At 56.1% G+C, this 25,090-nt stretch carries 19 protein-coding genes; 7 read left to right on the top strand and 12 right to left on the bottom strand.

The window, feature by feature from the left end; genetic code table 11:
• Window positions 1-370: 370 nt before the first annotated feature.
• The 4 genes from clpB to MKY12_RS33530 form a co-directional block, all read right to left on the bottom strand.
• Window positions 371-3,013: an ATP-dependent chaperone ClpB gene (gene clpB, locus MKY12_RS33545; protein ID WP_339312369.1), complete on the bottom strand. Its 2,643-nt coding sequence runs from the start codon at window positions 3,011-3,013 to the stop codon at window positions 371-373.
• A gap of 76 nt (window positions 3,014-3,089) precedes the next feature.
• Window positions 3,090-4,085, bottom strand: coding sequence for a DnaJ C-terminal domain-containing protein (locus MKY12_RS33540; protein WP_339312368.1), 996 nt, complete (start codon window positions 4,083-4,085; stop codon window positions 3,090-3,092).
• Between the two features lie 246 nt (window positions 4,086-4,331).
• Window positions 4,332-4,808 (bottom strand): Hsp20/alpha crystallin family protein, encoded by a 477-nt coding sequence (locus tag MKY12_RS33535; RefSeq protein WP_339312366.1) that lies wholly within the window; start codon window positions 4,806-4,808, stop codon window positions 4,332-4,334.
• 214 nt (window positions 4,809-5,022) lie between these two features.
• Window positions 5,023-5,577 carry a GNAT family protein gene (locus tag MKY12_RS33530; protein ID WP_209876193.1) on the bottom strand — a complete coding sequence of 185 codons (555 nt, stop codon included), beginning with the start codon at window positions 5,575-5,577 and terminating at the stop codon, window positions 5,023-5,025.
• A 106-nt stretch (window positions 5,578-5,683) separates the two neighbouring features.
• Between MKY12_RS33530 and MKY12_RS33525 the strand changes: the two genes are divergently transcribed.
• Entirely contained in the window at window positions 5,684-7,141 is a 1,458-nt protein-coding gene (locus MKY12_RS33525) for a PLP-dependent aminotransferase family protein (RefSeq protein WP_339312365.1), read from the top strand.
• A 340-nt stretch (window positions 7,142-7,481) separates the two neighbouring features.
• On the opposite strand, the gene MKY12_RS33520 is transcribed toward MKY12_RS33525, so the two are convergent.
• Window positions 7,482-8,444: a YafY family protein gene (locus tag MKY12_RS33520; protein WP_339312364.1), complete on the bottom strand. Its 963-nt coding sequence runs from the start codon at window positions 8,442-8,444 to the stop codon at window positions 7,482-7,484.
• 115 nt (window positions 8,445-8,559) lie between these two features.
• On the opposite strand from MKY12_RS33520, the gene MKY12_RS33515 reads away from it, so the two are divergent.
• Entirely contained in the window at window positions 8,560-8,985 is a 426-nt protein-coding gene (locus MKY12_RS33515; protein WP_036723662.1) for a VOC family protein, read from the top strand.
• Window positions 8,986-9,408: 423 nt separating this feature from the next.
• Here the strand turns inward: MKY12_RS33515 and MKY12_RS33510 are convergent, their stop codons facing one another.
• From MKY12_RS33510 to MKY12_RS33500, 3 genes are read right to left on the bottom strand one after another with little or no spacing between them, the layout of a single operon-like run.
• A complete protein-coding gene (locus MKY12_RS33510) occupies window positions 9,409-10,308 on the bottom strand; it encodes a DNA-3-methyladenine glycosylase 2 (RefSeq protein WP_339252989.1) in 900 nt (299 codons plus the stop codon).
• Window positions 10,289-10,879, bottom strand: a complete 591-nt coding sequence (locus MKY12_RS33505) for a methylated-DNA--[protein]-cysteine S-methyltransferase (protein ID WP_081751064.1) — start codon at window positions 10,877-10,879, stop codon at window positions 10,289-10,291. The genes MKY12_RS33510 and MKY12_RS33505 overlap by 20 nt, the downstream gene beginning before the upstream one ends.
• Window positions 10,854-11,450 (bottom strand): Ada metal-binding domain-containing protein, encoded by a 597-nt coding sequence (locus MKY12_RS33500; protein WP_339252985.1) that lies wholly within the window; start codon window positions 11,448-11,450, stop codon window positions 10,854-10,856. The genes MKY12_RS33505 and MKY12_RS33500 overlap by 26 nt, the downstream gene beginning before the upstream one ends.
• A 222-nt stretch (window positions 11,451-11,672) precedes the next feature.
• Here MKY12_RS33500 and MKY12_RS33495 point away from each other — a divergent pair, with 222 nt between their 5' ends.
• The 3 genes from MKY12_RS33495 (at window position 11,673) to MKY12_RS33485 (ending at window position 14,516) form a co-directional block, all read left to right on the top strand.
• On the top strand, window positions 11,673-12,572 hold the full coding sequence (locus MKY12_RS33495) for a GNAT family N-acetyltransferase (RefSeq protein WP_339252983.1): 900 nt from the start codon (window positions 11,673-11,675) through the stop codon (window positions 12,570-12,572).
• Window positions 12,573-12,594: 22 nt separating this feature from the next.
• Window positions 12,595-13,473: an AraC family transcriptional regulator gene (locus MKY12_RS33490; protein ID WP_339252981.1), complete on the top strand. Its 879-nt coding sequence runs from the start codon at window positions 12,595-12,597 to the stop codon at window positions 13,471-13,473.
• Window positions 13,474-13,670: 197 nt separating this feature from the next.
• A complete protein-coding gene (locus MKY12_RS33485) occupies window positions 13,671-14,516 on the top strand; it encodes a copper amine oxidase N-terminal domain-containing protein (protein ID WP_339252979.1) in 846 nt (281 codons plus the stop codon).
• 5 nt (window positions 14,517-14,521) lie between these two features.
• On the opposite strand, the gene MKY12_RS33480 is transcribed toward MKY12_RS33485, so the two are convergent.
• The 4 genes from MKY12_RS33480 to MKY12_RS33465 all read right to left on the bottom strand — a co-directional run bounded on the left by MKY12_RS33480 (window position 14,522) and on the right by MKY12_RS33465 (window position 20,171).
• The gene (locus MKY12_RS33480) at window positions 14,522-15,154 is read right to left on the bottom strand and encodes a copper amine oxidase N-terminal domain-containing protein (protein WP_339252977.1); all 633 of its coding nucleotides are present in this window, start codon (window positions 15,152-15,154) and stop codon (window positions 14,522-14,524) included.
• A gap of 459 nt (window positions 15,155-15,613) precedes the next feature.
• The gene (gene kdgT / locus MKY12_RS33475) at window positions 15,614-16,618 is read right to left on the bottom strand and encodes a 2-keto-3-deoxygluconate transporter (RefSeq protein ID WP_339312362.1); all 1,005 of its coding nucleotides are present in this window, start codon (window positions 16,616-16,618) and stop codon (window positions 15,614-15,616) included.
• Between the two features lie 43 nt (window positions 16,619-16,661).
• On the bottom strand, window positions 16,662-17,678 hold the full coding sequence (locus MKY12_RS33470) for a tripartite tricarboxylate transporter substrate binding protein (RefSeq protein WP_339312361.1): 1,017 nt from the start codon (window positions 17,676-17,678) through the stop codon (window positions 16,662-16,664).
• 174 nt (window positions 17,679-17,852) lie between these two features.
• Window positions 17,853-20,171 (bottom strand): helix-turn-helix domain-containing protein, encoded by a 2,319-nt coding sequence (locus MKY12_RS33465; protein ID WP_339312360.1) that lies wholly within the window; start codon window positions 20,169-20,171, stop codon window positions 17,853-17,855.
• A gap of 185 nt (window positions 20,172-20,356) precedes the next feature.
• On the opposite strand from MKY12_RS33465, the gene MKY12_RS33460 reads away from it, so the two are divergent.
• Window positions 20,357-21,994 carry an SWIM zinc finger family protein gene (locus MKY12_RS33460; protein ID WP_339312359.1) on the top strand — a complete coding sequence of 546 codons (1,638 nt, stop codon included), beginning with the start codon at window positions 20,357-20,359 and terminating at the stop codon, window positions 21,992-21,994.
• A complete protein-coding gene (locus tag MKY12_RS33455; RefSeq protein WP_339312358.1) occupies window positions 21,991-25,032 on the top strand; it encodes a DEAD/DEAH box helicase in 3,042 nt (1,013 codons plus the stop codon). The genes MKY12_RS33460 and MKY12_RS33455 overlap by 4 nt, the downstream gene beginning before the upstream one ends.
• Window positions 25,033-25,090 lie beyond the last annotated feature (58 nt).

Below are 25,090 nucleotides of genomic sequence, written 5' to 3'. Positions count from 1 at the left end.
GAGTAGAATAAATTACCCTTCAAATTACATATTTTTTTCAATAGATGGTTGTTATTTGGGGGCGTTTGGCTTAGCGTAACGGACACAGGGGCTCTTATCCGGGAAGAAAGTCGTCACTTAGGCGATTAGCGGACCGCAAGGACCTTATCCCCTGCAATTCAGCTCCAAAACGTCTCGCAGAAAGACGATAAGGTCCACTGAGTCCGTTACGTTGCAAAAGGTGGCGTTCTCGTGGGGATAAGGTCTCTTCGGTCCGTTAGATTTTTTGGGATGATAGGGTTTCATTACACGAACCCCTGAGTTTCACAAGCTTATCCACCCTTTTAAATCTGACACTGTACTAAGAGGTGACGCCGGGGCCCATTACATTTCACATCGATCCTACTGTCTTCGCAGACTCTGATTTCGCTATTGCAACAGTCAGCTCGCCGTCCGCTTCGCCCACCGTCATCACTGAGCCTTCCTCCGCTTCTCCGGCGATCAGCGCGCGCGCTACCCGGGTCTCCAGACTGCGCTGGATGAACCGCTTCAGCGGTCTGGCCCCATAGATGGAATCGAAGCCTTCCTCGGCAATGAAGCGGACCGCCTGGTCACTCAGCTTAAGACCGATATTCCGCTCCGAGAGGCGCAGACGCAGGCCATCCACCAGCTTAACCACGATTCTCTGGGTCTCACCCAGTGTCAGCGGCTTGAACATCACGATATCATCCACCCGGTTCAGGAACTCCGGCCGGAAATGCCCGCTCAGCTCCTTCATGACCCGGTCCTTGACGGCTTCGGTCAGCTCGCCGTTATCATCCGTGCCCTGAATCAGATGCGGTGAGCCAATATTGGAGGTCATGATGACAATAGTGTTCTTGAAGTCTACCATCCGGCCCTGCGAATCGGTCAGCCGCCCGTCATCCAGCAGCTGCAGGAGGATGTTGAACACATCCGGGTGCGCCTTCTCCACCTCATCCAGCAGCACGACGGTATATGGCTGGCGGCGGACCGCTTCGGTAAGCTGGCCGCCTTCTTCATAGCCGACATATCCCGGAGGAGCGCCTACGAGACGGGAGACACTGTGCTTCTCCATGTACTCCGACATATCGATACGGATCATGCCGTCCTCGCGGTCGAACAGCGAGACCGCCAGTGCTTTGGCCAGCTCCGTCTTCCCCACCCCGGTCGGCCCGAGGAACAGGAACGAGCCGATCGGACGGTTCGGGTCCTTGATGCCGGCTCTAGCCCGAAGAACCGCATCGGCTACCAGCCGGACCGCCTCATCCTGCCCGACTACCCGCTCATGCAGCGTCTCCTCCAGCCGCAACAGCTTATCCCGTTCGCCTTCCACCAGTCTGCTTACGGGAACTCCCGTCCAGCGTGAGACAATATCGGCGATTTCCTCCTCCGTCACGGCTTCACGCAGCAGCCGGGTCTCCTGGTCCTGCTGCGCCGTTTCCTCTGCCGCCTTAAGCTGCCGCTCCAGATCAGGAATAATGCCATAGCTTAATTCAGCCGATTTGTTGAGATCATAGATCTCCTGCGCATCGACCAGATCCTTGCGGGCCTGCTCCAGCCGCTTCTTCAGGTCGCGGATGCCCTGAATGGCCGATTTCTCCTTCTCCCAGCGGGCCGTCATCCCCAGATGCTTCTCCTTGAGGTCAGCCAGCTCCCGCTGGAGGTTCTCCAGGCGGCGGGCGCTCGCGTCGTCGGTTTCTTTTTTGAGCGCGGCTTCTTCAATCTCCATCTGCATCAGGCGGCGGGTTACTTCATCCATCTCACCGGGCATGGAGTCAATCTCCGTGCGGATCATTGCGCAGGCTTCATCGACCAGGTCAATCGCCTTATCCGGCAGGAAACGGTCCGTGATATAACGGTTAGACAGCACACCGGCTGCTACCAGAGCGCTGTCATAGATTTTGACCCCGTGATGCACCTCGAAGCGTTCCTTCAAGCCGCGCAGAATCGAAATGGTATCCTCGACATCCGGCTCGCTGACCAGCACCTGCTGGAAGCGGCGTTCGAGCGCCGGGTCCTTCTCGATATATTTGCGGTACTCATCCAGCGTGGTCGCCCCGATACAGTGCAGCTCACCCCGGGCCAGCATCGGCTTCAGCATGTTGCCCGCATCCATAGCCCCCTCCGTCTTGCCCGCACCGACAATCGTATGCAGCTCGTCAATGAACAGAATAATCCGTCCGTCACTCTCGCGGATCTCCTTCAGCACCGCCTGCAGCCGCTCCTCGAATTCCCCGCGGTATTTCGCACCGGCAATTAGCGCACTCATATCCAGCGAGAAAATTGTCTTGTCCTTCAGTCCCTCCGGCACATCCCGGCGGACAATCCGGTGGGCCAGCCCCTCGACAATCGCCGTCTTGCCGACACCCGGCTCCCCGATCAGCACAGGGTTATTCTTGGTCTTGCGGGAGAGAATACGGATCACCCGGCGAATCTCAGCATCGCGCCCGATGACCGGATCGATCTTGCCGGCCCGCACCTCAGCCACGAGATCGCGGCCGTACTTCTCCAGCACCTCATAAGTGGCCTCCGGCTCCCGGCTGGTCACCCGCTGGTGTCCGCGAATCTCCGCTAACACTCCAAGCAGCTTCTCCCGGGTAACGCCCCGGCTGGTGAACAGCCCGCGCAGCTCGCGGTTCCCGCTGCTCGCATCCGAGACCATCGCCAGGACGGCATGCTCCACCGCGACGAATTCGTCCTGCATCTTGGCCGCTTCCTGCTCCGCCTGTTCCAGCATGGCAATCAGCGCGGGCGATGCATAGCGCCGCATGGTGCCAGCTCCGCTCCCGCTTACACTGGGTTTGCGCTGAAGCAGCGCCTCGGTTCCCTGCAGCAGTTCGGCTGCGGGAACATTCATCTTCTGCAGCAGCCGAGGTAGCAGGCCCTCATTCTGCTGAAGTAAGGCTTTCAGCAGATGAAGATTGTCAATCTCCTGATGCCCGCCGGAAGCCGCCAGCGACTGCGCCTCTGCTACCGCTTCCTGCAGCTTCTGGGTAAGCTTATTGAAATCCATAAAATCATCGCCTTTCTAATGTATAGGTTAATCAACCGGATGCCCGGCTGTTATATATGCTGAACTTAAATGTTCTTTACCGTGTTGCCGCTCTTCGCCGCTGCGCTCCGCCTGTGGTACGCCGTTTCGCACCGGCTTGGAAGCTGCCGGACTCCGCCAGCTGACGGTACAGCTTCTTCTCTGCCTCGGTCGTTCCGGCCGGAATGACCATCTCCATCCGGAACAGGATATCACCATTCGTTCCGTCCGGACGTCTCAGCCCCTTGCCGGAGAGGCGCAGCGTTCCGCCGCTGGCTATTCCGGCAGGGATCTTCAGCTTCACGCTGCTGCCATCCGGCAGCGCTACCTTGGCTTCCCCGCCAAGCACAGCCTGCCAAGGGGCGATCTCAACCGTGCCGAGCAGATCCCCGCTGTCCGGCTCATAGATCTCATGCGGCAGGAGATGCAGCGAGATTAGCAGATCGCCGCCCTGCGCCGCTCCGCTTCCGCCGCCGGGTACCCGGAGGACAGTCCCTTCCGCCGAGCGTGCCGGAATCTGTACGTTCAGGTCTTTGCCTGCCGCCTGAACACTTATATTGCCGCCTTTGTAGGCCTGCTCCAGCGTAATCTCAAGCTGGGCCTGCATCGTACTGAACTCATCTCCCCACGGGCTTCCGCCTGGACGGGCACCACTGCTGCCCGAGAAGAAGCCGGTACGTTCAGCCGCGCCCCGGCTGCCGAAGAACATCCCGAACAGATCCTCTTCCGGTATACCGCCGGAAGAAGCGGCTCCGCTGCTCCAGCCCGCGCCAAACGGCGATTCCCATGACGCAGAGGAGGCCGATCCGTAGCTGCGCTGACCCCGTGAGCCTGCGTCGGCTCCATAGCGGAGCTCCTCATCATAGATTTTGCGCTTGTCTTCATCGCCCAGCACCTCATATGCCTCGGCTGCTTCCTTGAATTTCGCCTCTGCCTCCGGTGCCTTGTTGACATCGGGATGCCATTTTTTGGCCAGCTTCTGATAGGCCTTCTTGATCTCCTGCTTCGAGGCCTTCTTGTCTACCCCAAGACGCTCATAATAATTTGCCGCCACCGGAACCTCCTCCTTTCGTGTAATGGGAACCTTCTGCCTTCCTCCGGGAAAAGACGCATTATAGCCGGAACCCCCACTACAATGCGTCTAATATGAAGTGCTATATGAAAAGCCCGGTAAAATCCTGTTGCCGCCCGGTGAACCGGATAGGCCAGCGGCTACAGCCGCTAAACCCGGAGCTCCTGCGGAAGCGGCAGCTTCAGCCGGACTTGGAGGTCCATCTGCCTCTTCAGGCTGCCCTTCCGCTTACTGAAGCTCTTTCCGGTCCGAAGCATCGCTGCCGCCATCCTGAATTTCGATCCGTTTGCCCTGCGGCTTCTGCCGCTTCGGCACCTCCAGGCTCAGCACACCGTCTCTCAGAGAAGCGCGGATGCCCGCATCGTCAATATCCTGGACATAGAACCGGCGTACATATTCACCATACCGCCGTTCGCGGCGCACCATCTGATGGTCCTTGTTCTCCTCATTGCTCTCTTCTGTGCGAACCGCCTTAATCGTCAAGTAAGGGCTGGAATAATCAATGTCGATTTCTTCTTTGCGGAAGCCCGGAAGCTCGGCCTCGATCAGATATGCCCCTTCACTCTCACGGATGTCGGTCCGGAAAGACAGCGCGTTACTTGTCAGCGGTGCGAAAAAATCATCATTAAACACTTCGTTCAGCGACTTCGCCAGCACACCAAAAGCATCATCTCTGCGTTTACCAAAAGGAACCAAATCAAACATCTTTCATTCTCCTCTCATTTGACTTTTGATTTTTTTGAATTCGGTCTTGCTAAGACTTTGACTTTGTCTGACCTATGGCTTTATTATAGCCTGCACCTCCGGAGAAAACAAAACCGGTATAAGCCGAAAATCCGGGAAAATCCGGCGTTTCGGCTCTTTTTTTATAATAAATTTTAACATTATTAAGGATTTGACCTTATTTGACCTTCCTGCTCTACTTCAAATAACGCTCCCGGTATTCACTCTCCAGCATGCCCATCATTATCACATCATGATACTCATGGTTATAAAACAGCGTCTGACGCCGCACCCCCTCCTGCACGAACCCGATGGACTCATATACATGCGCAGCACGGGCATTATAACTGTAGACCTCCAGCTCAATCCTGTGCAGATTCAGAATGCCGAAGCCATAATCCAGCATCAGCAGCAGCGCTTCACGCCCATATCCTTGTCCCTGATGCCGCTCGTCCCCGATGGCAATCCGCAGATTGGCATTCCGGTTATCCCCATCGATGTCCTGAATAGCGATGTCGCCGATAACCTCGTCGTTCTCCTTCAGCGCGATGAGCAGCAGCACCGTGCTGTCATCTCCGGATTTACGCGCGATATAATTCTCAATCTGCTCTTTGGTGATATGCTTCTTCGTTCCTGTAAGCCTGCGGACTTCCGTGCCGTAGAACATATGATAATACATTTCTGCATCTTCCCCGTTAAGCGGGCGCAGATATACCTTATCCCCTGTTACAAGTTCTGAATGCCTGTTCATTCCCGTCATCTCCCACCTGATGTTATAGCTCTTATGGTAATGCAGATCTGCATACTATAAAATATACAAAAACGTCTAATTTCAAAGGACAGATTGAAGGTGAAGGATGCTGCTTGTCCCTGATCTGAATGAACACAGCGAGGTCCCGTACTACATACAGCTCTATAATTATCTGGCAAAAGCAATCCTGGGCGGCACCCTCCAGAGCGGGACGCGCCTGCCCTCTATCCGCCGCCTGGCGGCGTTATGCGGAATCAGCGCCACTCCGGTGGAGCTTGCATACCAGCAGCTTCTGGCAGAGGGCTTCATCGCCAGCAAGCCGCGCAGCGGCTACTACATCCTGCCCGTCCGCCGGGAAGGCAGCCCTGTTGCGGCCGGGGAACGGCCCAGTCCGGCACCCCGCCCGATTACGCCCCGTGATCCACGGCACTACACATATGATTTCCATATGTCGCGCAATGATTTCTCCCTGTTCCCGCACAAAATATGGCGCAGCCTCTACCAGGAGCAGCTCGCGAATCCAGACCTGCTCCAGTACGGCGATCCCCAGGGGGAGCCGGCCCTCCGTGAGAGCATCGCCGCCCATCTGCGGCAATTCCGCGGGCTGCGCTGCACGGAGAAGCAGATTGTAGTCGGCGGTGACCAGTATACGCTGTGTTCTTTGCTGTGTCTGCTGCTGAAAGGACGGGTGAGCGGGCTGGGTATCGAAGATCCGGGGTACCACCTGCTGCCTGCGGCATTCCGGCGCAGCGGATACAGCATCCTGCCCATTCCGCTGGAGGAGGATGGATTGCAGATAGACAAGCTGTACAGCAGCGGGGCAGATGCTGTGTACATCTCGCCGTCCCATCAGTTTCCCCGGGGGATGACCATGCCGATCACCAAACGCCTCGCATTGCTGGAGTGGGCCCGATCCACAGGCGGATATATCATCGAAGATGATTATGACGGGGAATTCCGCTATCACGGGCGGCCGATCCCCGCGCTGCAAGGGCTTGCTGAGGGCAGTCCGGTGATCTATATGTGCAGCTTCGCACAGTCGGTGACCCCTGCCTTATGTATTCACTATATGGTTCTGCCGGAGGAGCTGCTGCCGGACTATCACAGCCTGAGAAGCGAGCTGTACCTGGAGCATTCGGCCGCACGGCTTCATCAGATTGCGCTGCATTATTTCATGGAGCGGGGTCATTTTGAGAAGCACCTGCGCCGGATGCGCCTGCTCTACCAGCGTAAGCATGACCTGCTGCTGCGTTCGGTCAGGCAGCATTTCGGCGATGCCGCAGTGCTCAGCGGAACGGATGCCGGATTTCATCTGCTGCTGACCTTTAAGCCGCCCTCAGCAGAAGCGGGCTCCAGAGTTAGCAACAGAGTTAGCAATAGCACAAGCGCCAGAGAGCTTGCTGCCGCAGCGGAAGCCGAAGGCATCCGCGTTACCCCCATGTCCTATACGTGGTGGGCCAAGCCGGACTACGATGAACCCGAATTCATCCTGGGCTTCAGCGGGATCGCCGAGGAGCTGATCGATGAGGGCATCCGCAGATTGGCGGGGATATGGCTGGGCTAGTATGCATCAGATTTAAGAGCGCCTCACTCCCGCGCAGTCATTCGGATGCTGTAGGCGCTGGAACGGCAGTAACTGTATTTTGTACAATGGAATGATGTCAAAATAGCTTCCAATATAGGTTCTATTGTATTCGGTACAATTGAATGTTGAACAAAGGACATTTTTCGCCCAAAATGCAACATTCCAATGTACGAAATACAATAGAATAACATTTCACGTTCAGATATAAGTTTTCTATTGCAGGAAATACAATCAGCTGCTTTTATTTCCAGAGTTGAGGCCGGTAGCAGGTGCAGGATCTGCCTAATATCTTCTCAATGTTCATGTCCAGGCTTTTAGATCAGCTATACTTCTCCAGTATATCCGCAAGCGTCCGCTTCACCTCAGCCACCAGCTCCGGCGGCTCCAGCACCGTTGCCTCGCTGCACAGGCTAATCACAAACCGCGCGAAGAAGCCCAGATCGCTTCCCGGAATCTCTCCCTCCAGCCAGCCTGTGCCGTCTGCACGGATATGCAGCAGCTGCGGGGACCATACCTCCCCTTCGCAGGACTGGACCCCTTCATTCCCCAGCTCCACGTACAGCCGGATAAGGCTTTGTTCGGCCTGCTCCTGCGGCGGGCTGCCGTAATGCTCCGTATTGTCCAAGTGGATATGACGCAGATCAAGCGCGGCCGGTCCCGCTTCATCATACCCGGCAGACTGAATCCGGTCGCAGCGGAAAGTACGGATGCCGCCCCGCAGGAAGCAATACGCCGGACAATACCACAGGCCGTTACTGGCATAGATGCCGACGGGCTGAATCCACCTTTGCTGCCGCCGGCCCTTCGATTGGTAATCGATCAGCAGCACTTTTTGCCCGGTAGCCGCGTCCAGCAGTTGGGGAAGATAAGGGAATTCCGCCTGCCGCGACGGGGTCAGGAAATCAATCCTGTTCTTCATCTCATCAATCCGGTCACGGACATCGCCAGACATGTAATTATAGAATTTGTACAAGGCGGATAAGGATTCTTCCTTGAAGGGAAGATATTTATAATGGCGCAGGGCATGGCTGGCAAAAAATATCGCCACCGCCTCTTCCTCCGTGAACGCAATCGGCGGCAGGATTCTCTCGCTCAGCACCTGATACCCTCCATGCGGCCCCACTTCGGAATAGAGCGGTACGCCCAGCTCCCCCAGCTCCTGCAAATCCCTGAGGATTGTGCGTGAAGAAACTTGGAATTCGTCAGCCAGCTCCCTGACGGTGAATTTACGCTTGCGGTTGACGGTCATCATGAGGTCCAGCAGCCTTTTGGATTTCGACACAGGGTTCACTCCATTTATTATTTTAACTATGACAAGAGCTGTCACTATTATAGTCTACACTATAACCATAGCCGGTTAGTACAGGCAAATATACCTTCCAAGGAGCGAACAAGACATGAAACTGCAAATGAACCCTTATATTCTGGTGGACGGATCTGCTGGGGAGGCGATAGCCTTTTATCAGGAAGCGCTTGGTGCTGTGGTGCTGTTCAAGCAAACGATGGGCGAAGGCCCGCAGAACCCGGACGCCCCGATGACGGAGCAGGAGAAGGCGCAGATTGCCCATGCGGTGCTGCTGGCGGGAGAGACGAAGTTTTTTGTGGCGGATTATGAGCCGGGTATGCCGCGCAGCCGGGGCAACAACATCAACATCTGTCTCACGGTGGAGACCGAGGCGGAAGCACAGCAGCTATTTAACTCACTGAAGGCAGGCGGAACTGTCGATATCGAGCTGGCCCCAGCCTACTACAGTCCCGCTTACGGCATGGTGACCGATAAGTTCGGCGTATGTTTCCAGATTTTTATGGATAATAGGAAGTAGGAATGGGGTGGAGAGTGGGAGCGACTTGGCGGGGAAGGAGGAGCTGGCCTTTGCGGCAAGCAGATGGAGGAATCCACCTGTTTCCCCCTCCTTTGGCTGATCATAGGACACGGCTGCAAATGTGTTCGGTTTTTCGCATACATTTGGTCCATATGCCGTCCCAACTCGAATTGTGTTCGGTTTAATACGAAAATAAAAGTCGGGATGCGACTGATGCACCCGACTTATTTTCATTCCTGGGGGTGACAAGGCCTCTGTCTTGTCATGCCTGTTTTTCGCTTACATTCGGCCTTTGACCAATGGAACCAAGCACCTACTCCTGCTCCTCCCGGCGATCCTTCAGCTACATTCGGCACCACAACACTCTACATGTCACCTAAAAAGCCCTGTCTCCCGAAACAACCGGCGAGACAGGGCTTTGTTCTAATATAACGCCCGCCACAAGTAAAAGGTGGCGTATGCTTCCCAGCCTTGCCAAGGCCGGGCCAGCTCCAGCAGCTCCGCCGATGTCGGCTTGCGGTCCATGCCAGTCAGATGCTTGACCACGTTCTGCAGGCCGACATCGCCGACCGGATAAGAGGACGCATCGCGCAGGCAGCGCATACGGACATATTGCGAGGTCCACGGGCCGATCCCGCGGATCTGCAACAGCCGCTGCTCGGCAGCAGCCGGGGACGGTAGCGCCAGCAGCTCCTCCCGGCTTAGCTCCCCGCTTGTGATCAGCGAGGCGACGGTGAGCACTGTCTGTGCTTTGCTGCGGGTTAGCTGCAAGGCGCATAACTCCTCTACCTGCACCTCTGTGAACACCTCAGGTCCAGGGAAACGGTAGTAGGTCTGCCCTTCCCATTCCAGCGCTTCGCCGTATTCTGCGGTCAGGCGCTGCTTCAGCCTGTAGGCAAAAGCCAGATTCACCTGCTGGCCCAAAATCGCCCAGCACAGCGCCTCAAACAGATCTGGGATGCCGATGATCCGTAGCCCCCGGTGCTGGCTGGCCAGCGGCCCGAGCAGCGGGTCCGCAGCCGCCAGCGAGTAGAACGGGGCAAGATCACGATCCAGATCAAACCACTCCACAATGTAGCGGGCCAACACCTCCTGCTCCAATGTACCGGGAATCGCCCCATGCAGCCGGGTTACACTCAGCTTGTGATTCTCGGACACACTGAGCCGCACCAGCAGCGGGCCACCCTCTATCCTGAACATCCGGCTGACGCCTGCTTCATCCGTGCGGAACAGGCATTCCAGCGGCGAGCGGTTCATGTACTCCAGACAGGCCCCCAGGTCGAAGTCTTCCGGCAGCGGCAGCTCAAAAAGCAAATCGTTCATGACCAGCCGCCTTTACATTGAGAATTCCCTCCAACTGGAGCAGCACCTGCTTCATCTGGAGTCCGCCCCGGAAGCCGGTTAAGGTGCCGTTCGCGCCGATGACCCGGTGGCAAGGCACAATGACCGGCACTGGGTTCTGCCCGTTGGCCGCACCGACAGCACGAACCGCCAGCGGTCTGCCAATCCGCTCAGCCAATTGCTTGTAGCTGGCCGTCTCCCCATGCGGGATGGTAAGCAGCCCCCGCCACACCTCCTGCTGAAACGGGGTGCCCCACAGATCCAGCTCCACATTGCTGAAATCCACCGGCTCTCCGGCAAAATACCGCTCCAGCAGCGTGATCACCCCAAGCTGCTCAAATCTCCCGGCATCCTCCATGAGCTCATGGGCAGGCGCGTACATTTTTAACCAGGAGGCGGGTAATTGCCCTTCGTCCTGCGGGAAGGATACCCGGATCAGGCCTTTATCGCTAGCCCACAGGGTCCACTCCCCGTTCCCGAGGTTCAGGGTATGATGATAAATCGTGATCGTATTTGTACTCCGGCTGTTATTCCGGCTTGGGCTTGGGTTCATGTTGGTTTCCTCCTTCGTTATGCTTGCTACGGTACTCTGTAGGGGACAGCCCCGTCTTCTTCACGAACCAGGCGGCAAAATGAGAGGGCGTACGGAACCCCACAGCCCGGCCGATTTCACCCATCTCCGCCGCTGTCTCCGTCAGCAGCCTGCGGGCTTCTTCCATGCGCAGCATGTCCAATCTGGCAGCAGGTGACTGGCCGGTTACCCGCTTATAGGTGCGCTGCAGGTGGAACGGGCTGACCTTCAGCTCTTCAGCCATCGACTTCAGAGTCAGCTTGCTGCCGAACCTTCCGTCCATTATGGCATCCGCCTGCGCTGCCAGGACTGCGTCCGGACGGAGGGTGCCGCCTTCCTCGGGACGGCATCTTTTGCAGGGACGGAAGCCTGCCGAAACAGCCTCCTGCAAGGAGCCATAGAATACAACATTTGCTGCCTTCGGCGTTCTCGCCCGGCAGGACGGACGGCAGACAATATGGGTCGTCTGCACCGCCGTATAGTAGATCCCGTCATAGGTCGGCTCGCGCCGCACCACCGTTTCATAGATACGCTCGAACAATTGCGGGTCCATCCCCATCACCTCTTACCGCCAGTATAAACGATTCGTTTTGACATATGCAGCCTATTGCAATAGGAGAGCAAGATTACGACAGTGAAGCAGAGGGTTTTTCTCGCCAAGCAGAAGTGGAAAACCAGTAGCTATTTTAATGCTAGTATTGACTACTTGGATTATAATTAGGGCTTCTAAGTGGTGTATCCAACTACAATCTTTATTCGGAGGACTAAGAACCCAATGAAACTATCAGACATCCGCTGCGAACGCCTGCGCGAGAAGGATTCTCTCACCGCCACAAAACTATTAAGCCTGGACGCGGACACCGGTCATGACCTCCTGCAGGTGCTGGAAGAGGAGCCGGAAGTGTTTATTGCCGCTTATGTGCAAGAGACGCTTATTGCATTAGTCCAAATGGAAGCGTCTGCACTCCAGTCTCATTTAAATGTATTCGTCGCCCCGCAGTATCGCCGGCAAGGCATTGGCAGGGCTTTGATGCAGGTGGCAGAAGCTCAACTACAGGCAGGCGGAACCCGTAAGATCAGTACTTCCGTCTGGTCCGGGGTATCCCCTTCCCTTGCGTTTGCCCGCAGCCTTGGCTATACCCCATACTATTCTCTTATTTATATGGAACGAACCGGCGGTTCTTTTCCTCAGGAAACATCCTCTGCAAGGTTGTATAGAGATGAGGACTTTGTGGCTGCCCATTCGCTGTATGCTACTGCTTTTCATGAAATGCGGGTACGCGTCGGATGCTTCCCCGATTCTGTGGTTGCAGAGCCTAATGAAGGCAGACGAACAGCCTGGGCAGCAGATGCACAGGACCGGCTGGTCTATGAGCTTGACGGGGAAATTGCGGCTTACAGCCACATCCACGGGAATGAAATCAGCAGTGTAAGTGTACGTTCTGACCTTCAGGGACGCGGAATCGGACGAACCTTCGTGAAGTACTTGTGCAATGAGATCCATCGGCGCGGCTACACAAGTGTTATCCTGTGCTGCGTCGTTGGGAACGAAGCCATACATTTGTATAACAGCCTTGGATTTCAGGAAACGCATCGAATGGAGTATATGATAAAAAGTCCGGACAACTCAGAGCATTCCCGGTCAGGCCCTTCCCTGCCCGCTTCTCTACAATGAATCATGAAAGGAAGGTGAGGGAATGGAGACGATACGGCTGCTTCAGCAGGCGATTGATTACGTAGAGCAGAATCTGCATAACGCCATTGGCGTCGAGGATATTGCCGGAGCGGCGATGACCTCGAAGTACCATTTTCAGCGGATGTTCCATGCCTTGACAGGGTTCACTATTACCGAATATGTACGTAACCGGAGGCTCACACTGGCGGCGGAAGAGCTGGCGGGAACGGACGGCAAGGTGATCGACATTGCACTGAAGTATGGGTACGAGACGCCGGAGGCCTTCGCCAGAGCGTTTCAGCGGGTGCATGGAGTAACCCCCAATATGGCGAAGAAAAAGAACGTGAAGCTCAAATCGTTCTCCCGCCTCTCCTTTCAAATTCAGATCAAAGGGGAAAGCGAAATGAATTACAGAATGGTTGAAGAGAAGGGCTATGGCGTCATGGGTAAGGAGGTTGTTATCCACCAGGATGCTTATAGTGAAATCCCTGCATTCGTAGAGAAAATCTGGAACGATGGGACGCATGACCTTATTAACGAATGTGCCGGAAGGCCTTCCGGTTCGCTGCTGTTCGGTTATTACTATGACTTCCGTGAGGATGGGACGAAACGCTATCTGATGGGAACCGAGCTGCCGGAAGGTCAGCAGGTACCAGCAGAGCTGGTTAATTTGACTATACAAGGCCAGACGTATGCTGTATTCGATTGCCGGGAAAAGCTTCCTGAGGACCAGGATCTGGGGCTGGGGATTCTGAACGTCTGGCGGCGGATCTATTCGGAATGGTTCCCGTCGTCAGGCTTTGAACAAGCAGAAGGTCCGTGCATTGAGAAATACTTCTGGACGAATGATGAGCACGATGAATGTATTTGCGAGGTATGGATTCCTGTGGCGAAGAAATAAAATACAGCATTTCTGATAAGCCCTCTACCAGCCATAAAGGCATCTGGAGGGCTTTTTTGAGGGCCAGGGTAACGGATTGTTAACCTCTCAATACTCACGTTATAATCAATATATACAAATTACTGGAAGGGAATGATTGGTCTATGTCTTCATTAAAAAGGTGGCTTCCTGCCTGTTGCATTATGCTGTTAATGCTTATGCTTCCCAACGTTATTCTGGCAGCCCCTGCTTCCAGCCCGGCCCGGTCAACCACAAGACCTATACAAGTCAACATCAATGGTGCTTTTATCTCTGCTGATAGCAGTCCTTTTATACAGTCTGGCCGAACGATGATTCCCATCCGCACGATTGCTTCCCTGGGGCTCCACTATTCTTGGGACGCTACCCGCCATACGGTCACGATCACGAATTCCTCTAACGACCTCTTTGAAATGACTCAGGGACAGTCTAATGCTTATAAGAATGGCCAGCCTGTACAGATGGACAGTGAAGCCAATAATTACAACGGGCGAATCATGGTTCCCGCAAAGTTTGTCAGTGAAGCATTTGGATACAGTGTGTACTATGAAAAGATAAGGGAAATCATCTTCATTCAATCCAAGAATTTCACTCCTGATGCCCAGGCCGTCCATTCAGCAGACCTTAAGCAGGCCCGCCTGGCGGCCATTTCGTTGCCGGTGCGCTACGCTTTTAAACCCGGTACAAGTGTACAAAGTGATCAATCCCAATACTTCACCTACTCCTTTGCCTCAAAGGACGCCACCCGTTATGCCTACAGCAATGGAGAAATAACCACAGTGGTTGAGATTGCAGGCACAACGGCCACAGCCATATGGCAGGCTTCGGAGGCAGATATCCCCGGTTATCCTGCTACTACATTCGGCGGTGTGCAGCCAGCGTATATTTCCGATCTGTTTCAGGATTCTTTTAGCTACAACAAAGGTGTATATAGTGGTTATCACACGCTTAGCGACGGTACTGTAACAACCTTTAAATTCCCCGGCCTCTCTTATACTGAGCTGATCCGGGCAATCCCGGAGTAAGGAACTTATATGCCAAAGTTAGCTCCCGGGAAAAGGGTGTACCGGTCCAGATATTTTGCAGTATCCGGTACCCTTTTCACGGACTTGATTGCCCCCTGCCCAAAAACAAAATTCCACCGCTCCACCTTCACCTTGTACTCATCTTCTGCAGTCACTCTCTGAACAATCCGCACGGTTAAGGTGCTGTCTGTGCTTGCAACAGGCTTCATATCAATAATGGTTTCCATATTATACGTTCCCGCCGGGAAACTTTCGTTATAGAGGTCCGTCTTGAAATCAGGCGTAACTACATCGAGCACTCCCTGATGATTGCGTTCGTCATACGCCATAATCCATCTGTATGCCAAATTCCGGTTCCCTACATAAGCTACGCTGCTGCCTTCCAGTCCGAAATTCGGATCAGAATCCACATACACAATCTTACTTTTATTGTCCCACTGAATACTGGCGTCAAATCCTTCTGCAACGGCCCGGATCGGGACATATACGGTACCATTAATAATCTTAGGCTGCGTCTGAGTTTTCACTTGATTACCATTTACGATTATTTTGGGAGCTACTGTTGCGGCAAAGGCTCCTGCACTAAACACTAGGGTCAAGGCTAATCCTGATAGGCCAATTTTCAATAGTTTTTTCATTTTTAATCTCCCCATGGATGATAGATTTCTATCTTAGACGCCACTCAAGCGTATTTGTTTCTATAAAATCAATATTATGTAATTATTTGCTCCGGTTTTCGCTTGCCCATTCTAAGCGTTTTCTCTCACCGATCGCATGTATGGATCACATTGTTGCACATTTTGCAGGATTCTTCTAAGAATGTTACGTGCTACGGTACATTGTTGCATCATTTGCAGGAATTCCGGTGTTTAAAGCAAGTTAGCGCTGGCTTTGTTGCATTTTATGCAGGATTTCAGCTTCTGGCGCTTCTATGGGGCAGTATTGCTGCACTTCTTGCAGGATTTCTCCATCTACTCTTCCTTCATTCAGATGATTCAAAAAAAGCCCCCGGAACAGCCCTAACGCTGTCCGGAGGTTCTAATTAACATAGAACTTAATCGCACTTAACATGAATTAATTACGTTGTTATCCGATGTTTAACCCGCTGCCTTCTGAGCCTTAGCATCTATAAGTCCCTCTGCTGCCGGAGGGTTCTTTTTCTTCATGTAGTCGGAATAGTAAGCTGTGATGACTGGGACGAGAATGGATGTAACGATCACGGATGCGGCTACCAGCGCTGTAGCGGACTGGGCGGCCGGCAGGAATTCGGGCTTCATGTTCGCTACCAGCATAGGGTTGGCGACCGCAGCACCTGCGGTACTGGAAGCGGCCAGTCCGGCAGTTCCGTTGCCGCGGCCAATGAACTTGTCAGCCAGAATCAGCGGGATACCGGTAATAATGATAACGACAATACCAAGCAGAATACCGAGCAGGCCAGTGTCAACGATAACGCCAAGATCGATCGAGCTCCCCAGAGCGAAGCCGAAGAAGGGAATGAGCGTCTGAGTAGCTCGGCCGAAGTAGGCGCGCAGATCATGATCCAGGTTCCCCAGGATGAACCCGACGAGGAACGGCAGGACAGCGCCAACGAAGAGATGCGGTTCAAATACAGCCACACCGGTGCTGCCCAGAATGAGCATGGTTACGAGCGGCCCGGATTCTAGTGACATCAGCACGAAGGCACCGGATTCTTCCTTGGTCCCATACTGCTGCATAATGGAAGCGTACAGCCCGCCGTTGGTCATATCCATAGCAGAGATGATGGCGAGGACCGACAGTCCGGCGAAGAAGCCGGTTTGCACCCCGCCCTCAGGCAGGAACTGGATCGCGATCATAGCTACGACCCAAGCTACGGCGATCTTGGTCAATACCAGCGTACCGGATTTGCGCAGTACGGTTCCGGTAGCTCTGACATCGATCGCGGCTCCCATACAGAAGAACCACACGGCCAGAATCGGCACGGTGCCGGTCATCAGGCCTTTGGTGAACCCTCCGAAATATTCGCCCGCATCAGGAAAAGCAGTGTGAATGATCGCTCCCAGAAATAGTGGAATGAGCATCATTCCGCCGGGAATCCGATCCAGTGTCTTTTTGATTTTCATATGATTACCCTACCCTTTCTTACTCGTGATGAGTGTGTATGTTCTACTTGCGGCTTAGTCCAAGCTCGGGAATCATGGCGGCGAACAGATCATCGCTCTCCTTGAGCTGCTTCGCAAAGGCTTTGCCGTCCTTCACCAGCAGCCCCAGCCCGTTCGAATTCATATATTCGCGGAATTCCCTGTCTTCGGTCCCTTTGATAAATGCCCCGGCCAATACCTCCGCAATCGCATCCGGCGTATCCTTCGGTACAGCCAGTCCTCTCCATGTTCCTGTGAAGTTCACATGAATTCCGGTCTGCTCTTCCAGGGTCGGCACATCCGGCAGCGCCTCTGAGCGCTTATCGGCATTGACTGCCAATATCCGCAGCTTCCCTTCATCCACATACTTCTTCACCTCGGCGGGACTGACCGGTACCGCATCCACGAATCCGTCCATTAAGGCGGAGACGGCCGGCCCTGCACCTTCAAAGGGAATATGCGCGAACTTCACACCGGTCTCCCGTTCCAACGTTACGGCGGCCAAGTGCCAAATACTCCCCGTTCCTGCGTTTCCCATTTTCAATTCCTCTGGATGCGCTTTCGCAAAGTCGAGAAATTCATTGACGTCCTGCCATGGCGCGTCCTGTCTTACGGTGATGGCGGAAGGATCAAAATTCGTCTGAGCGATCGGTTTGAATCTCTCATAGGTAATCGGCAATAATCCCAGATGTGGAAGAATGGTCAGCTCGGCCGGCAAAAAAGTCACGGTATAGCCGTCTCCCTTGGCATTCGCGCCTTCCATCAGTCCTACGGAGCCACCGCCGCCGGTGCGGTTAACCACAATTACCGGCTGGCCCAGCACCTTCTCTGTCGCGGTGGCGAGCGCTCGCGCGGTGGCGTCCGTTCCTCCTCCTGCGGCGTAGGGCACAAGCAGTGTGATTGGCCGTCCGGGATAACCGGTGCCCACCGTCTCCTGGCCCGGGCCGCCGCCCGCCGGATTGCCGATTCTAAGCACCAGCAGGACCACTGCCGCTACAGCTGCTGTCCAGAGTCCTATTCGAGTTGTACGTTTCAAGTCCATCCCTCTTCTCTAATTAGAAGTAATCGGGCAGCCTCCAGATGCTTGATGCCTAGCCTTGCGCCCGTGCCCTCACCCCCGTTTTATTTGAGTATCAGCAGCCTGCCATGGAGGATGTGAAAGTTTTCTCAAATAGAACTTTATCGCAACCGGGGGTATGCCTTCAATCGCATAATCTTATTCCGAATCCTCAGAAACGCCGGAATGGCGCGGTTTTGGCCGATCTGCATACTCCTTGGAAGATTTGCTGCTCTCCCTGAACTTGCCGGGTGTGGTCGATTTAATCTTGCGGAAGACCCGGATGAAGCTGTTCTCATTCTGATAACCCACCTGCTGGGCAATCTCGGCAATTCTCAGACTGCTGTCCTGCAGCAGCTCGCAGGCTCTATTGATTCTCAAGTTGGTCAGATAGTCATAGACGGTAGTTCCGGTCTCTTCCTTGAAGATGGTGCTCACCGAGGATACCCCCATGTTCACATGGGAGGCGATATCAGACAGCCCGATATTGAATTGCAGATTCTCCTTCATATACTCTATAAGATTCTGAACCAGCAGGAACTCCTTCGATTGCCGGTGCGCCCCGAAGGCGTCCGATAGCTGAACCGCTATGCTGCACAGCATCTGCTCAATCTCATTAAGCTCCATCGTTGTCACCTGATGCCAGGTGTAGTCAGCCAGCTCCGCAGGCACCGGGTATCCCCCGGCAGCCGCCATATGCAGAATCTCCTCCAGCAGGTCACTTAGCGAGCGGAATACTTTTTGCGGCTGAATTCCCCGCTTGCGGGTCTCGGCAATCCCTCTGCGGATCCAATCCTGTGCAGCGGCGGCATCGGATGCTCTCAGGGCGTTCAGCATTTCCTGCTTCCATAGCTCATCTGCCGCCCCGCTGCTCTCTTCATATTTGTTCTCTGCGCGGGAATAGACCCGTACATGGGAATACCCTTCATATAACCGGTAGGAGAGCGCAGTCTGCGCCTCTAAGTAGGACTGGGCGATATGGGTAATTGAGCCTGCCTTTTCACCGATGCCAACGGACACCGGAATCTTCAGCACATCGAGCATGGCAGCCGCCAGCCGCCGGGCATCTGCATACAGCTCCCGCTCCTCTCCGCCTGCCGCCTGTAACAGGATGACGAGACTGTCCTGCTGCGGTGCAGCGACCACGGTCCGCCAGGAAGCTTCGCAGATTTCATAGGCCATGTTAATCATCGCGTATTTGAGCAGCATTTGATCCTCTTCCTTAAAGCCCGCGGACCACTCGGTATGCCGGTCTATGGATAAGACCAGCAGCTCGAACGGACCTTCCTTCCAGCCGGTAAAGTAGTGCTCAAACCGGGTCTGTGTCTCCTGTGTGCCGATACTCCGCGTGATCAGGTCCTGCAGGAATTTGGAGCGCAGCTCCGGGAGACTCCAGTCCGCCACCAGCGATTTACTGCGGAAATCACCGACCAGCTTGCCGATGACCGGCTCCAGATCGTACAGTCCGCCCTGCCCGGCTGCCTTCTGCTCAGGAAGCAGCAGCTTGTTGATCCGTTTGAGCGGCCGGAAGGCGGCAAAATTGTAATAATACATGGCAGCGAGACCTACGGCGATGGAGATCAGTGACAGCATCAGCATCATATTCCGCGCAATCTTCACATTTTTGAGCAGCTGCTCCATGGGTACGAGCGAGAGCAGGCGCCAGCCGGTCACATTGGAGAAGGTCTGATTCGCCATGTAGGCCTGGCCTCCGATGGTGACATGGGCAAAGGGACTGACATCGATGTCCTCCAGCACCTTTCCCAGCTCCGCCTGCGGGAACGGAAGATTCAGCTTGGGGTAGATCAGCTCCCCTTCCAGGTTATAGACGAGCTGGTAGCTGGAGAGATGGGTGTACATTTTGGAGAACAGCGTATCGTAATCCAGATCAATCAGCACGGCACCGGCCACTTCGCCGTTCACCACCACCGGCCGGGCAAGCGATAACAGCTCAGTATCACCGGGGCGGGAACCGGGGCCGGTAAACAGCCTTCTTTTGATCAAAAGCGGCTTCTCCTTCATTCCCCCGATCCAGGACTCCCACTCATGCTCAGGCGCCTCCCCCCAGGACGGAACATAGCCGTAGCGGCTGGAGAGCACAGACCGGTCCTTGAATTTGACCACGCTGATCGCATGTACATCCGGCTCTGTCGCCAGCGCCTTAAGGTATTCCTGCGCCGTTGCGGCTCTGCCCCGGTTATCCGCCTCAGACGCATTGATATAGCTCAGTACAGCGGGATGGAAGGACAGATCCACTGCCTTGTTGTCGGATTCCCGGAAGGCCCGGTTCGTAACATCTACATTAATCTGCAGCAGTTCAATATTCGGTGTATTCAGCTCGGTGTCCAGTGCATTACGGTACTCTCTATAGGAGAATAGACCAATCATAGTAATCAGAAGGGATACCCCGGCTGTCAGCATCAGGATTAGACGGTTCTGTTTGTTGTGCAGCAGGTATTTCATTTTAAATCGCAGCATTGCTTAAGCTTCATCCTTCCAGCGGTTGATCATAGGTTTAGATTTCAGATTAGCATGTTCCCCTAATTTTTCAATATGGGGCATATCATACCTGCCAGGATTTCAGACTTTTCCGGGATACGCTATACAATAATGATATAATGGAACGATGGATTCACCCAATCTGCTACAGGAGAACGATAGCGATGCAGTCAAACTATATCATGGATGCTGCCGGGTGGGATAAGCTCATCTCGGAGGTTGCCCATTCTTTCGATGATCTGACCCTGAAACGGGGATTTCAATATTATAAGCAGCAGCGCGTGCAGGCCTTCAGAATGGTCACGCCGTACAGAATCATGGCGCTGGTCGAAGGGCGGGAGGATTATGCGGTCTCCATTGACCTGGACGATCTGCAGGAGAGCCATTGCGATTGCCCTGTATCCGGGATGTGCAAGCATATGGCGGCTGTGCTGATGCAATACGCCGAGGAACAGGAGCGGCCTGTGCATTCCATCGCGAACGCCAAGGCGCTGATTGACCAGCCCAAGCTTCATTCTGCTCCGGCATCCGCTGTTCCGGGACGGCGCGGGGAACAACTGAAGAAGCTGGCCGCCCTGATTCCTGAGGCTACGGTGCAGCAGTGGCGAGAATACATGGCGCTGCTGGTAGAGCCGATTGCTCATACGGTGCGCAACCCGCAGTATGCCGACCGGGCGCTCGCCGCCATCACCGGGGGCCAGCCCAAGCTGCCTCCCGCTGCCGCCATGCTGTTCAAGCTCCATGCTCATCTCTGTGTGCTGGAGAGCCTGATCCGGCCTGGCGGCCAGCCGCTCTCGGCCAACCTCTCCTCCCTTGGTTATTCTGTGGGCTACTATACTTCTATTGCGATTTCCGAGCTGCAAAAGCATATTACAGACCTGATGCAGCGGGGGCTGCCGCTGGCAGAGGCCCCTGAGGAGTGGCCGAGAGTCTACGATACGATTGCCTATCTGCGGAGCGAGATGCTGACGGAGGCCCGCGACCGCGCCAGAGAACAGCCTTATTTCTCTGCTTGTTACAGCCTGCTGTGGATCAACTGGATTACCCCGAATTTAAGCGGACCGGAGCTGTACACCAAAGAGCTGAAGGAGCTGCAACAAGCCGGAGAAGGGCTAAGCGCCGCTGCTCCCCGCCACGCCCTGCTGCTGGCCGAGAGCCGGATGTACGCTCTGCTTCATGAGGATGCTGCGGCTATAGAGAAGCTGCACACAGCGTCCGAACGGCCCGGGCTGCACCCGGAGGAGCTGATGAGCTTCCTGCCTCCGCTGGCCGAAGCCGGCCAGTGGAGACGCCTGGCCCTGTGGCTGGCCGCGCTCGGCCCGCTGCTGAACAGCCGAATGTACAATCTGCTGGATTATGCGGGCTACTGGGATGAGGCGGTGCGCCGCCTGCCCGAAGCGGAGCCGCAGATGTGGGATACGCTGTCCGGTATGCTGCCGCTGTCCCGCGAGATCTATGAAGCCCAGCTGCTTGCCTACGGCAAATGGCAGGAATGGATGGATATGCAGATCTCCTCCGGCCATCAGCCTTCCGACTTCCGGGTGAGCGACCTGCAGCCAATTGAGAAGAATGCGCCGGAGCTGCTCCTGCCGTTCTATCATCAGGCGGTGGAGCGCTTCGTGCTGGAGAAGAACCGGCACAGCTACAAAGCGGCCGTGAAGCTGCTGAAGCGGCTCGCCAAGCTGTATAAAAAACTGAAACGCGAAGCACGCTGGGAAGTGTTCCTGGACGGCTTCACAGATAGACACAGCCGCCTGCGCGCCCTACAGGAGGAGCTGCGGAAAGGAAAACTGATCCCATGAATATGAAGATGCGCAATATTACTGTCCAGCTCGCCCTTACCCAGTATGGCGATGCGCTGATCTACGGTGTGGATGACCGGGATGATTATATGCCCGGTGTCCAGCTCAAGCAGAAGCTGTTCGCCTGGCATGAGGAATCCTTCTACGGTACGGAGCTCAGCACCTCAAAGGCCGATGAGGTCGAGCTGGTGGTGCTGCCTGCCGAGCAGGTCCTGCCGTTCTTTGCGGACCTGCGGCTTCTCCGGCATGTCGGCTGGAGCTGGCAGGGCGATGCCCAGCTGCTGACCCGGCTAGCCCCGCTGCTGGCCGGAATGCTGGAGGCCCGTCAGTATGCCCCGAGCTTCGCAGCCTACCGTGAAGGCCAGCTCCGCTGGGCCTGGACGGAGCAAGTGCTGGCGGAAGCCGCCGAGGCAGACTGGGACGATGCGGCCGCGCTGCATCGTCTTCAGGAGCGCAGCGGGTTCGCCGAAGGGCTGCAGGCCGCCTTCTCGGCGGCGGTCTTCCAGCGGCACTACAGCACCGAGGCGCAGGCCGGTGATCTGCGCAGTGAATTCCCGCTGCTGTTCAGCGCAGGCGGGAGAAGCGCAGCCGGTATGGACGAGGACAGCTGGCTGATGTCCATCGGCTGGAAGGCAGACACCGCGCCGTTCCGGCCGGTGCTGCAGCTGCTTGAGCCTGACGATGAGCTGCCGCACTGGCGGCTCCAGCTGCTCCTCCAGGACAAGCGCGACGAGTCCGCGCTTGTGCCGCTGCGGCTCACCGGGGACGGCGAGCCGCATGGCACTTGGCCCGCAGCGTGGACAGCGCATGTCCACGAGCGCGCGGGCGGGTGGCTGTCACGGCTGCGTGACAGCCTTCCGGAGCACATCGGGCGCGGCGCCGATGTGCTGGCAAAGCCGCTCGGCGACGAGGTCGCGTGGCGGTTCCTTACGGCCGACAGCCGCGCTCTGCTGGAGGCGGGCTGGCAGGTGCTGCTGCCGGCGTGGTGGGAAGCCGCCAGCCGCAGGAAGCCGCGCCTGCGCGCGAAGATCAGCTCCGGCACGGCTGAGGGCAGCCGCGGGCAGTCGCTGTTCGGCCTGGATGCGCTCGTCGATTTCGACTGGCGCATCTCCATCGGCGACGCCGACCTGACCGAGGCGGAGTTCGCCGACCTCGTAGCGCGCGGGGAACGCCTCGTCCAGTTCCGCGGCAAGTGGATTCCGCTGGACCCTGCGCTGCTGGCGCAGATTCAGCGGGCCATGGCCGGGATGGACAAGTCGCGCGGCTTGTCCTTCCAGGATGTGCTGCAGCTGCACCTGCTGAACGAAGGTGCAGACGGCGATTCGGAGGAAGCGGAAGCGCAGCGTGCCGAGGAAGAAGCGGTACGGGTCCGGCTGGAGGTCGAACTGAACGAGCACCTCTTGAAGCTGATCGGACAGCTCGGGCAGCGTAGCCAGTGGCCGAAGCCGGAGGTGCCGGCCGGTCTGCATGCCGAGCTTCGAAGCTACCAGCATGAGGGCTTCGCCTGGCTGGTCTTCCTCCGCCGCTTCGGGCTGGGCGCTTGCCTGGCCGATGACATGGGGCTTGGCAAGACGGTGCAGCTGATCTCCTACCTGCTCCATCTGAAGGAGCAGGAGGAGGAAGCCGCAGCTTCCGGCGCACCCGTGGCCCGGCGGCAGACCGAGCCGGCCGGCTGGCCTTCGCTGATTATCTGTCCGACCTCCGTGCTGGGCAACTGGCAGAAGGAGCTGCAGCGCTTTGCGCCTTCCCTGAATGTGATGCTTCATTACGGAAGCCGGCGGCTGGATGCCGGATATTTCTACGGCGCGGCTTCGCAGGCGGATGTTGTGCTTACCTCTTACGCTACCGCTGCACTGGACCAGGAGCTGCTGAAGCAGTTCACCTGGGCAACCGTATGTCTGGATGAAGCACAGAATATCAAAAACGCCGGAACGAAGCAGTCCGCCGCCGTGCGCAGCTTCCCGGCCTTGCACCGGATCGCCCTGACTGGTACGCCGATTGAGAACAGGCTGTCCGAGCTGTGGTCGATCTACGATTTCATCACACCGGGTTATCTCGGCAGCCCGAAGGGCTTCCAGGACCGGTTCGCAAATGCCATTGAGAAGGAGCGAAATGCCGAGCGGACCGCTGATTTGCAGCGGCTGGTCAAGCCGTTCATGCTGCGCCGCAAGAAGAAGGACCCGGCGATCCAGCTTGATCTCCCGGATAAAAATGAGATGAAGACCTACATTAACCTGACGGCCGAGCAGGCCGCACTCTACGATCAGAACGTGAACAGCCTGCTTGAACGGATGCAGAAGCTGGAGGGCATCGAACGCAAGGGGGCCATTCTCGCCGCCTTGACCAGCCTGAAGCAGCTCTGTGACCATCCGATGCTGCTAACCAAGGAGGCACTGCCTGAGCCGGAAGACGGCACCGCTCTGGACACCACCTCCTTGATCGAACGCTCCGCCAAGCTGGAACGGCTGCTCGCGATGGTGCGCGAGCTGCGCGAGGAGAACGAGCGCTGCCTGATCTTCACCCAGTATGTAGGCATGGGTAAAATGCTCCAGGCCGTACTTCAGCAGGAGCTTCAGGAACCGGTGCTGTACCTGAACGGCAGCACGCCGAAGAGCACGCGCGACCGCATGATTGAGCGGTTCCAGGCTCCCCCGCTGCTTGCGGGCGAAGCCGCTGCAGATGGAGCCGCCGGAGCGCAGACGTCCGATCAGCCGAATGTATTCATCCTCTCGCTCAAAGCGGGCGGGGTCGGCCTCAACCTGACGGCCGCCAACCATGTGTTCCATTTCGACCGCTGGTGGAATCCCGCGGTGGAGAACCAGGCCACTGACCGTGCCTACCGCATGGGCCAGACCCGGGATGTACAGGTGCATAAGTTCATCTCGCTCGGAACGCTGGAGGAGAAGATTGACGAGATGCTGGAGAGCAAGCAGCAGCTCAGCGACGACGTCATCTCCGGCTCCGAGGGCTGGATCACCGAGCTCTCCACAGACGCGCTGAAGGATCTGTTCACGCTGCGCCGGGAATGGGTGGGATAACCCGCCACTGTGGATACCGCCTGTTCCGGCTATCTTTTATCTGCTACAGGTCTGGCAT

It is taken from the genome of Paenibacillus sp. FSL M7-0896 (assembly GCF_037975415.1).
Taxonomy (GTDB): Bacteria; Bacillota; Bacilli; order Paenibacillales; family Paenibacillaceae; genus Paenibacillus_AQ; species Paenibacillus_AQ silagei.
The sequence above is the reverse complement of the archived record's forward strand: the minus strand, read 5'-3'. Positions and strand labels throughout refer to the sequence as shown.

Excerpts from the sequence above, each read along its gene's own strand:
- clpB (WP_339312369.1), bottom strand. The coding sequence starts at position 3,013 with ATGGATTTCAATAAGCTTACCCAGAAGCTGCAGGAAGCGGTAGCAGAG.
- MKY12_RS33535 (WP_339312366.1), bottom strand. The coding sequence starts at position 4,808 with ATGTTTGATTTGGTTCCTTTTGGTAAACGCAGAGATGATGCTTTTGGT.
- MKY12_RS33530 (WP_209876193.1), bottom strand. The coding sequence starts at position 5,577 with ATGAACAGGCATTCAGAACTTGTAACAGGGGATAAGGTATATCTGCGC.
- MKY12_RS33525 (WP_339312365.1), top strand. The coding sequence starts at position 5,684 with ATGCTGCTTGTCCCTGATCTGAATGAACACAGCGAGGTCCCGTACTAC.
- MKY12_RS33515 (WP_036723662.1), top strand. The coding sequence starts at position 8,560 with ATGAAACTGCAAATGAACCCTTATATTCTGGTGGACGGATCTGCTGGG.
- MKY12_RS33510 (WP_339252989.1), bottom strand. The coding sequence starts at position 10,308 with ATGAACGATTTGCTTTTTGAGCTGCCGCTGCCGGAAGACTTCGACCTG.
- MKY12_RS33505 (WP_081751064.1), bottom strand. The coding sequence starts at position 10,879 with ATGAACCCAAGCCCAAGCCGGAATAACAGCCGGAGTACAAATACGATC.
- MKY12_RS33500 (WP_339252985.1), bottom strand. The coding sequence starts at position 11,450 with ATGGACCCGCAATTGTTCGAGCGTATCTATGAAACGGTGGTGCGGCGC.
- MKY12_RS33495 (WP_339252983.1), top strand. The coding sequence starts at position 11,673 with ATGAAACTATCAGACATCCGCTGCGAACGCCTGCGCGAGAAGGATTCT.
- MKY12_RS33490 (WP_339252981.1), top strand. The coding sequence starts at position 12,595 with ATGGAGACGATACGGCTGCTTCAGCAGGCGATTGATTACGTAGAGCAG.
- MKY12_RS33485 (WP_339252979.1), top strand. The coding sequence starts at position 13,671 with ATGCTTCCCAACGTTATTCTGGCAGCCCCTGCTTCCAGCCCGGCCCGG.
- MKY12_RS33480 (WP_339252977.1), bottom strand. The coding sequence starts at position 15,154 with ATGAAAAAACTATTGAAAATTGGCCTATCAGGATTAGCCTTGACCCTA.
- kdgT (WP_339312362.1), bottom strand. The coding sequence starts at position 16,618 with ATGAAAATCAAAAAGACACTGGATCGGATTCCCGGCGGAATGATGCTC.
- MKY12_RS33470 (WP_339312361.1), bottom strand. The coding sequence starts at position 17,678 with ATGGACTTGAAACGTACAACTCGAATAGGACTCTGGACAGCAGCTGTA.
- MKY12_RS33465 (WP_339312360.1), bottom strand. The coding sequence starts at position 20,171 with ATGCTGCGATTTAAAATGAAATACCTGCTGCACAACAAACAGAACCGT.
- MKY12_RS33460 (WP_339312359.1), top strand. The coding sequence starts at position 20,357 with ATGCAGTCAAACTATATCATGGATGCTGCCGGGTGGGATAAGCTCATC.
- MKY12_RS33455 (WP_339312358.1), top strand. The coding sequence starts at position 21,991 with ATGAATATGAAGATGCGCAATATTACTGTCCAGCTCGCCCTTACCCAG.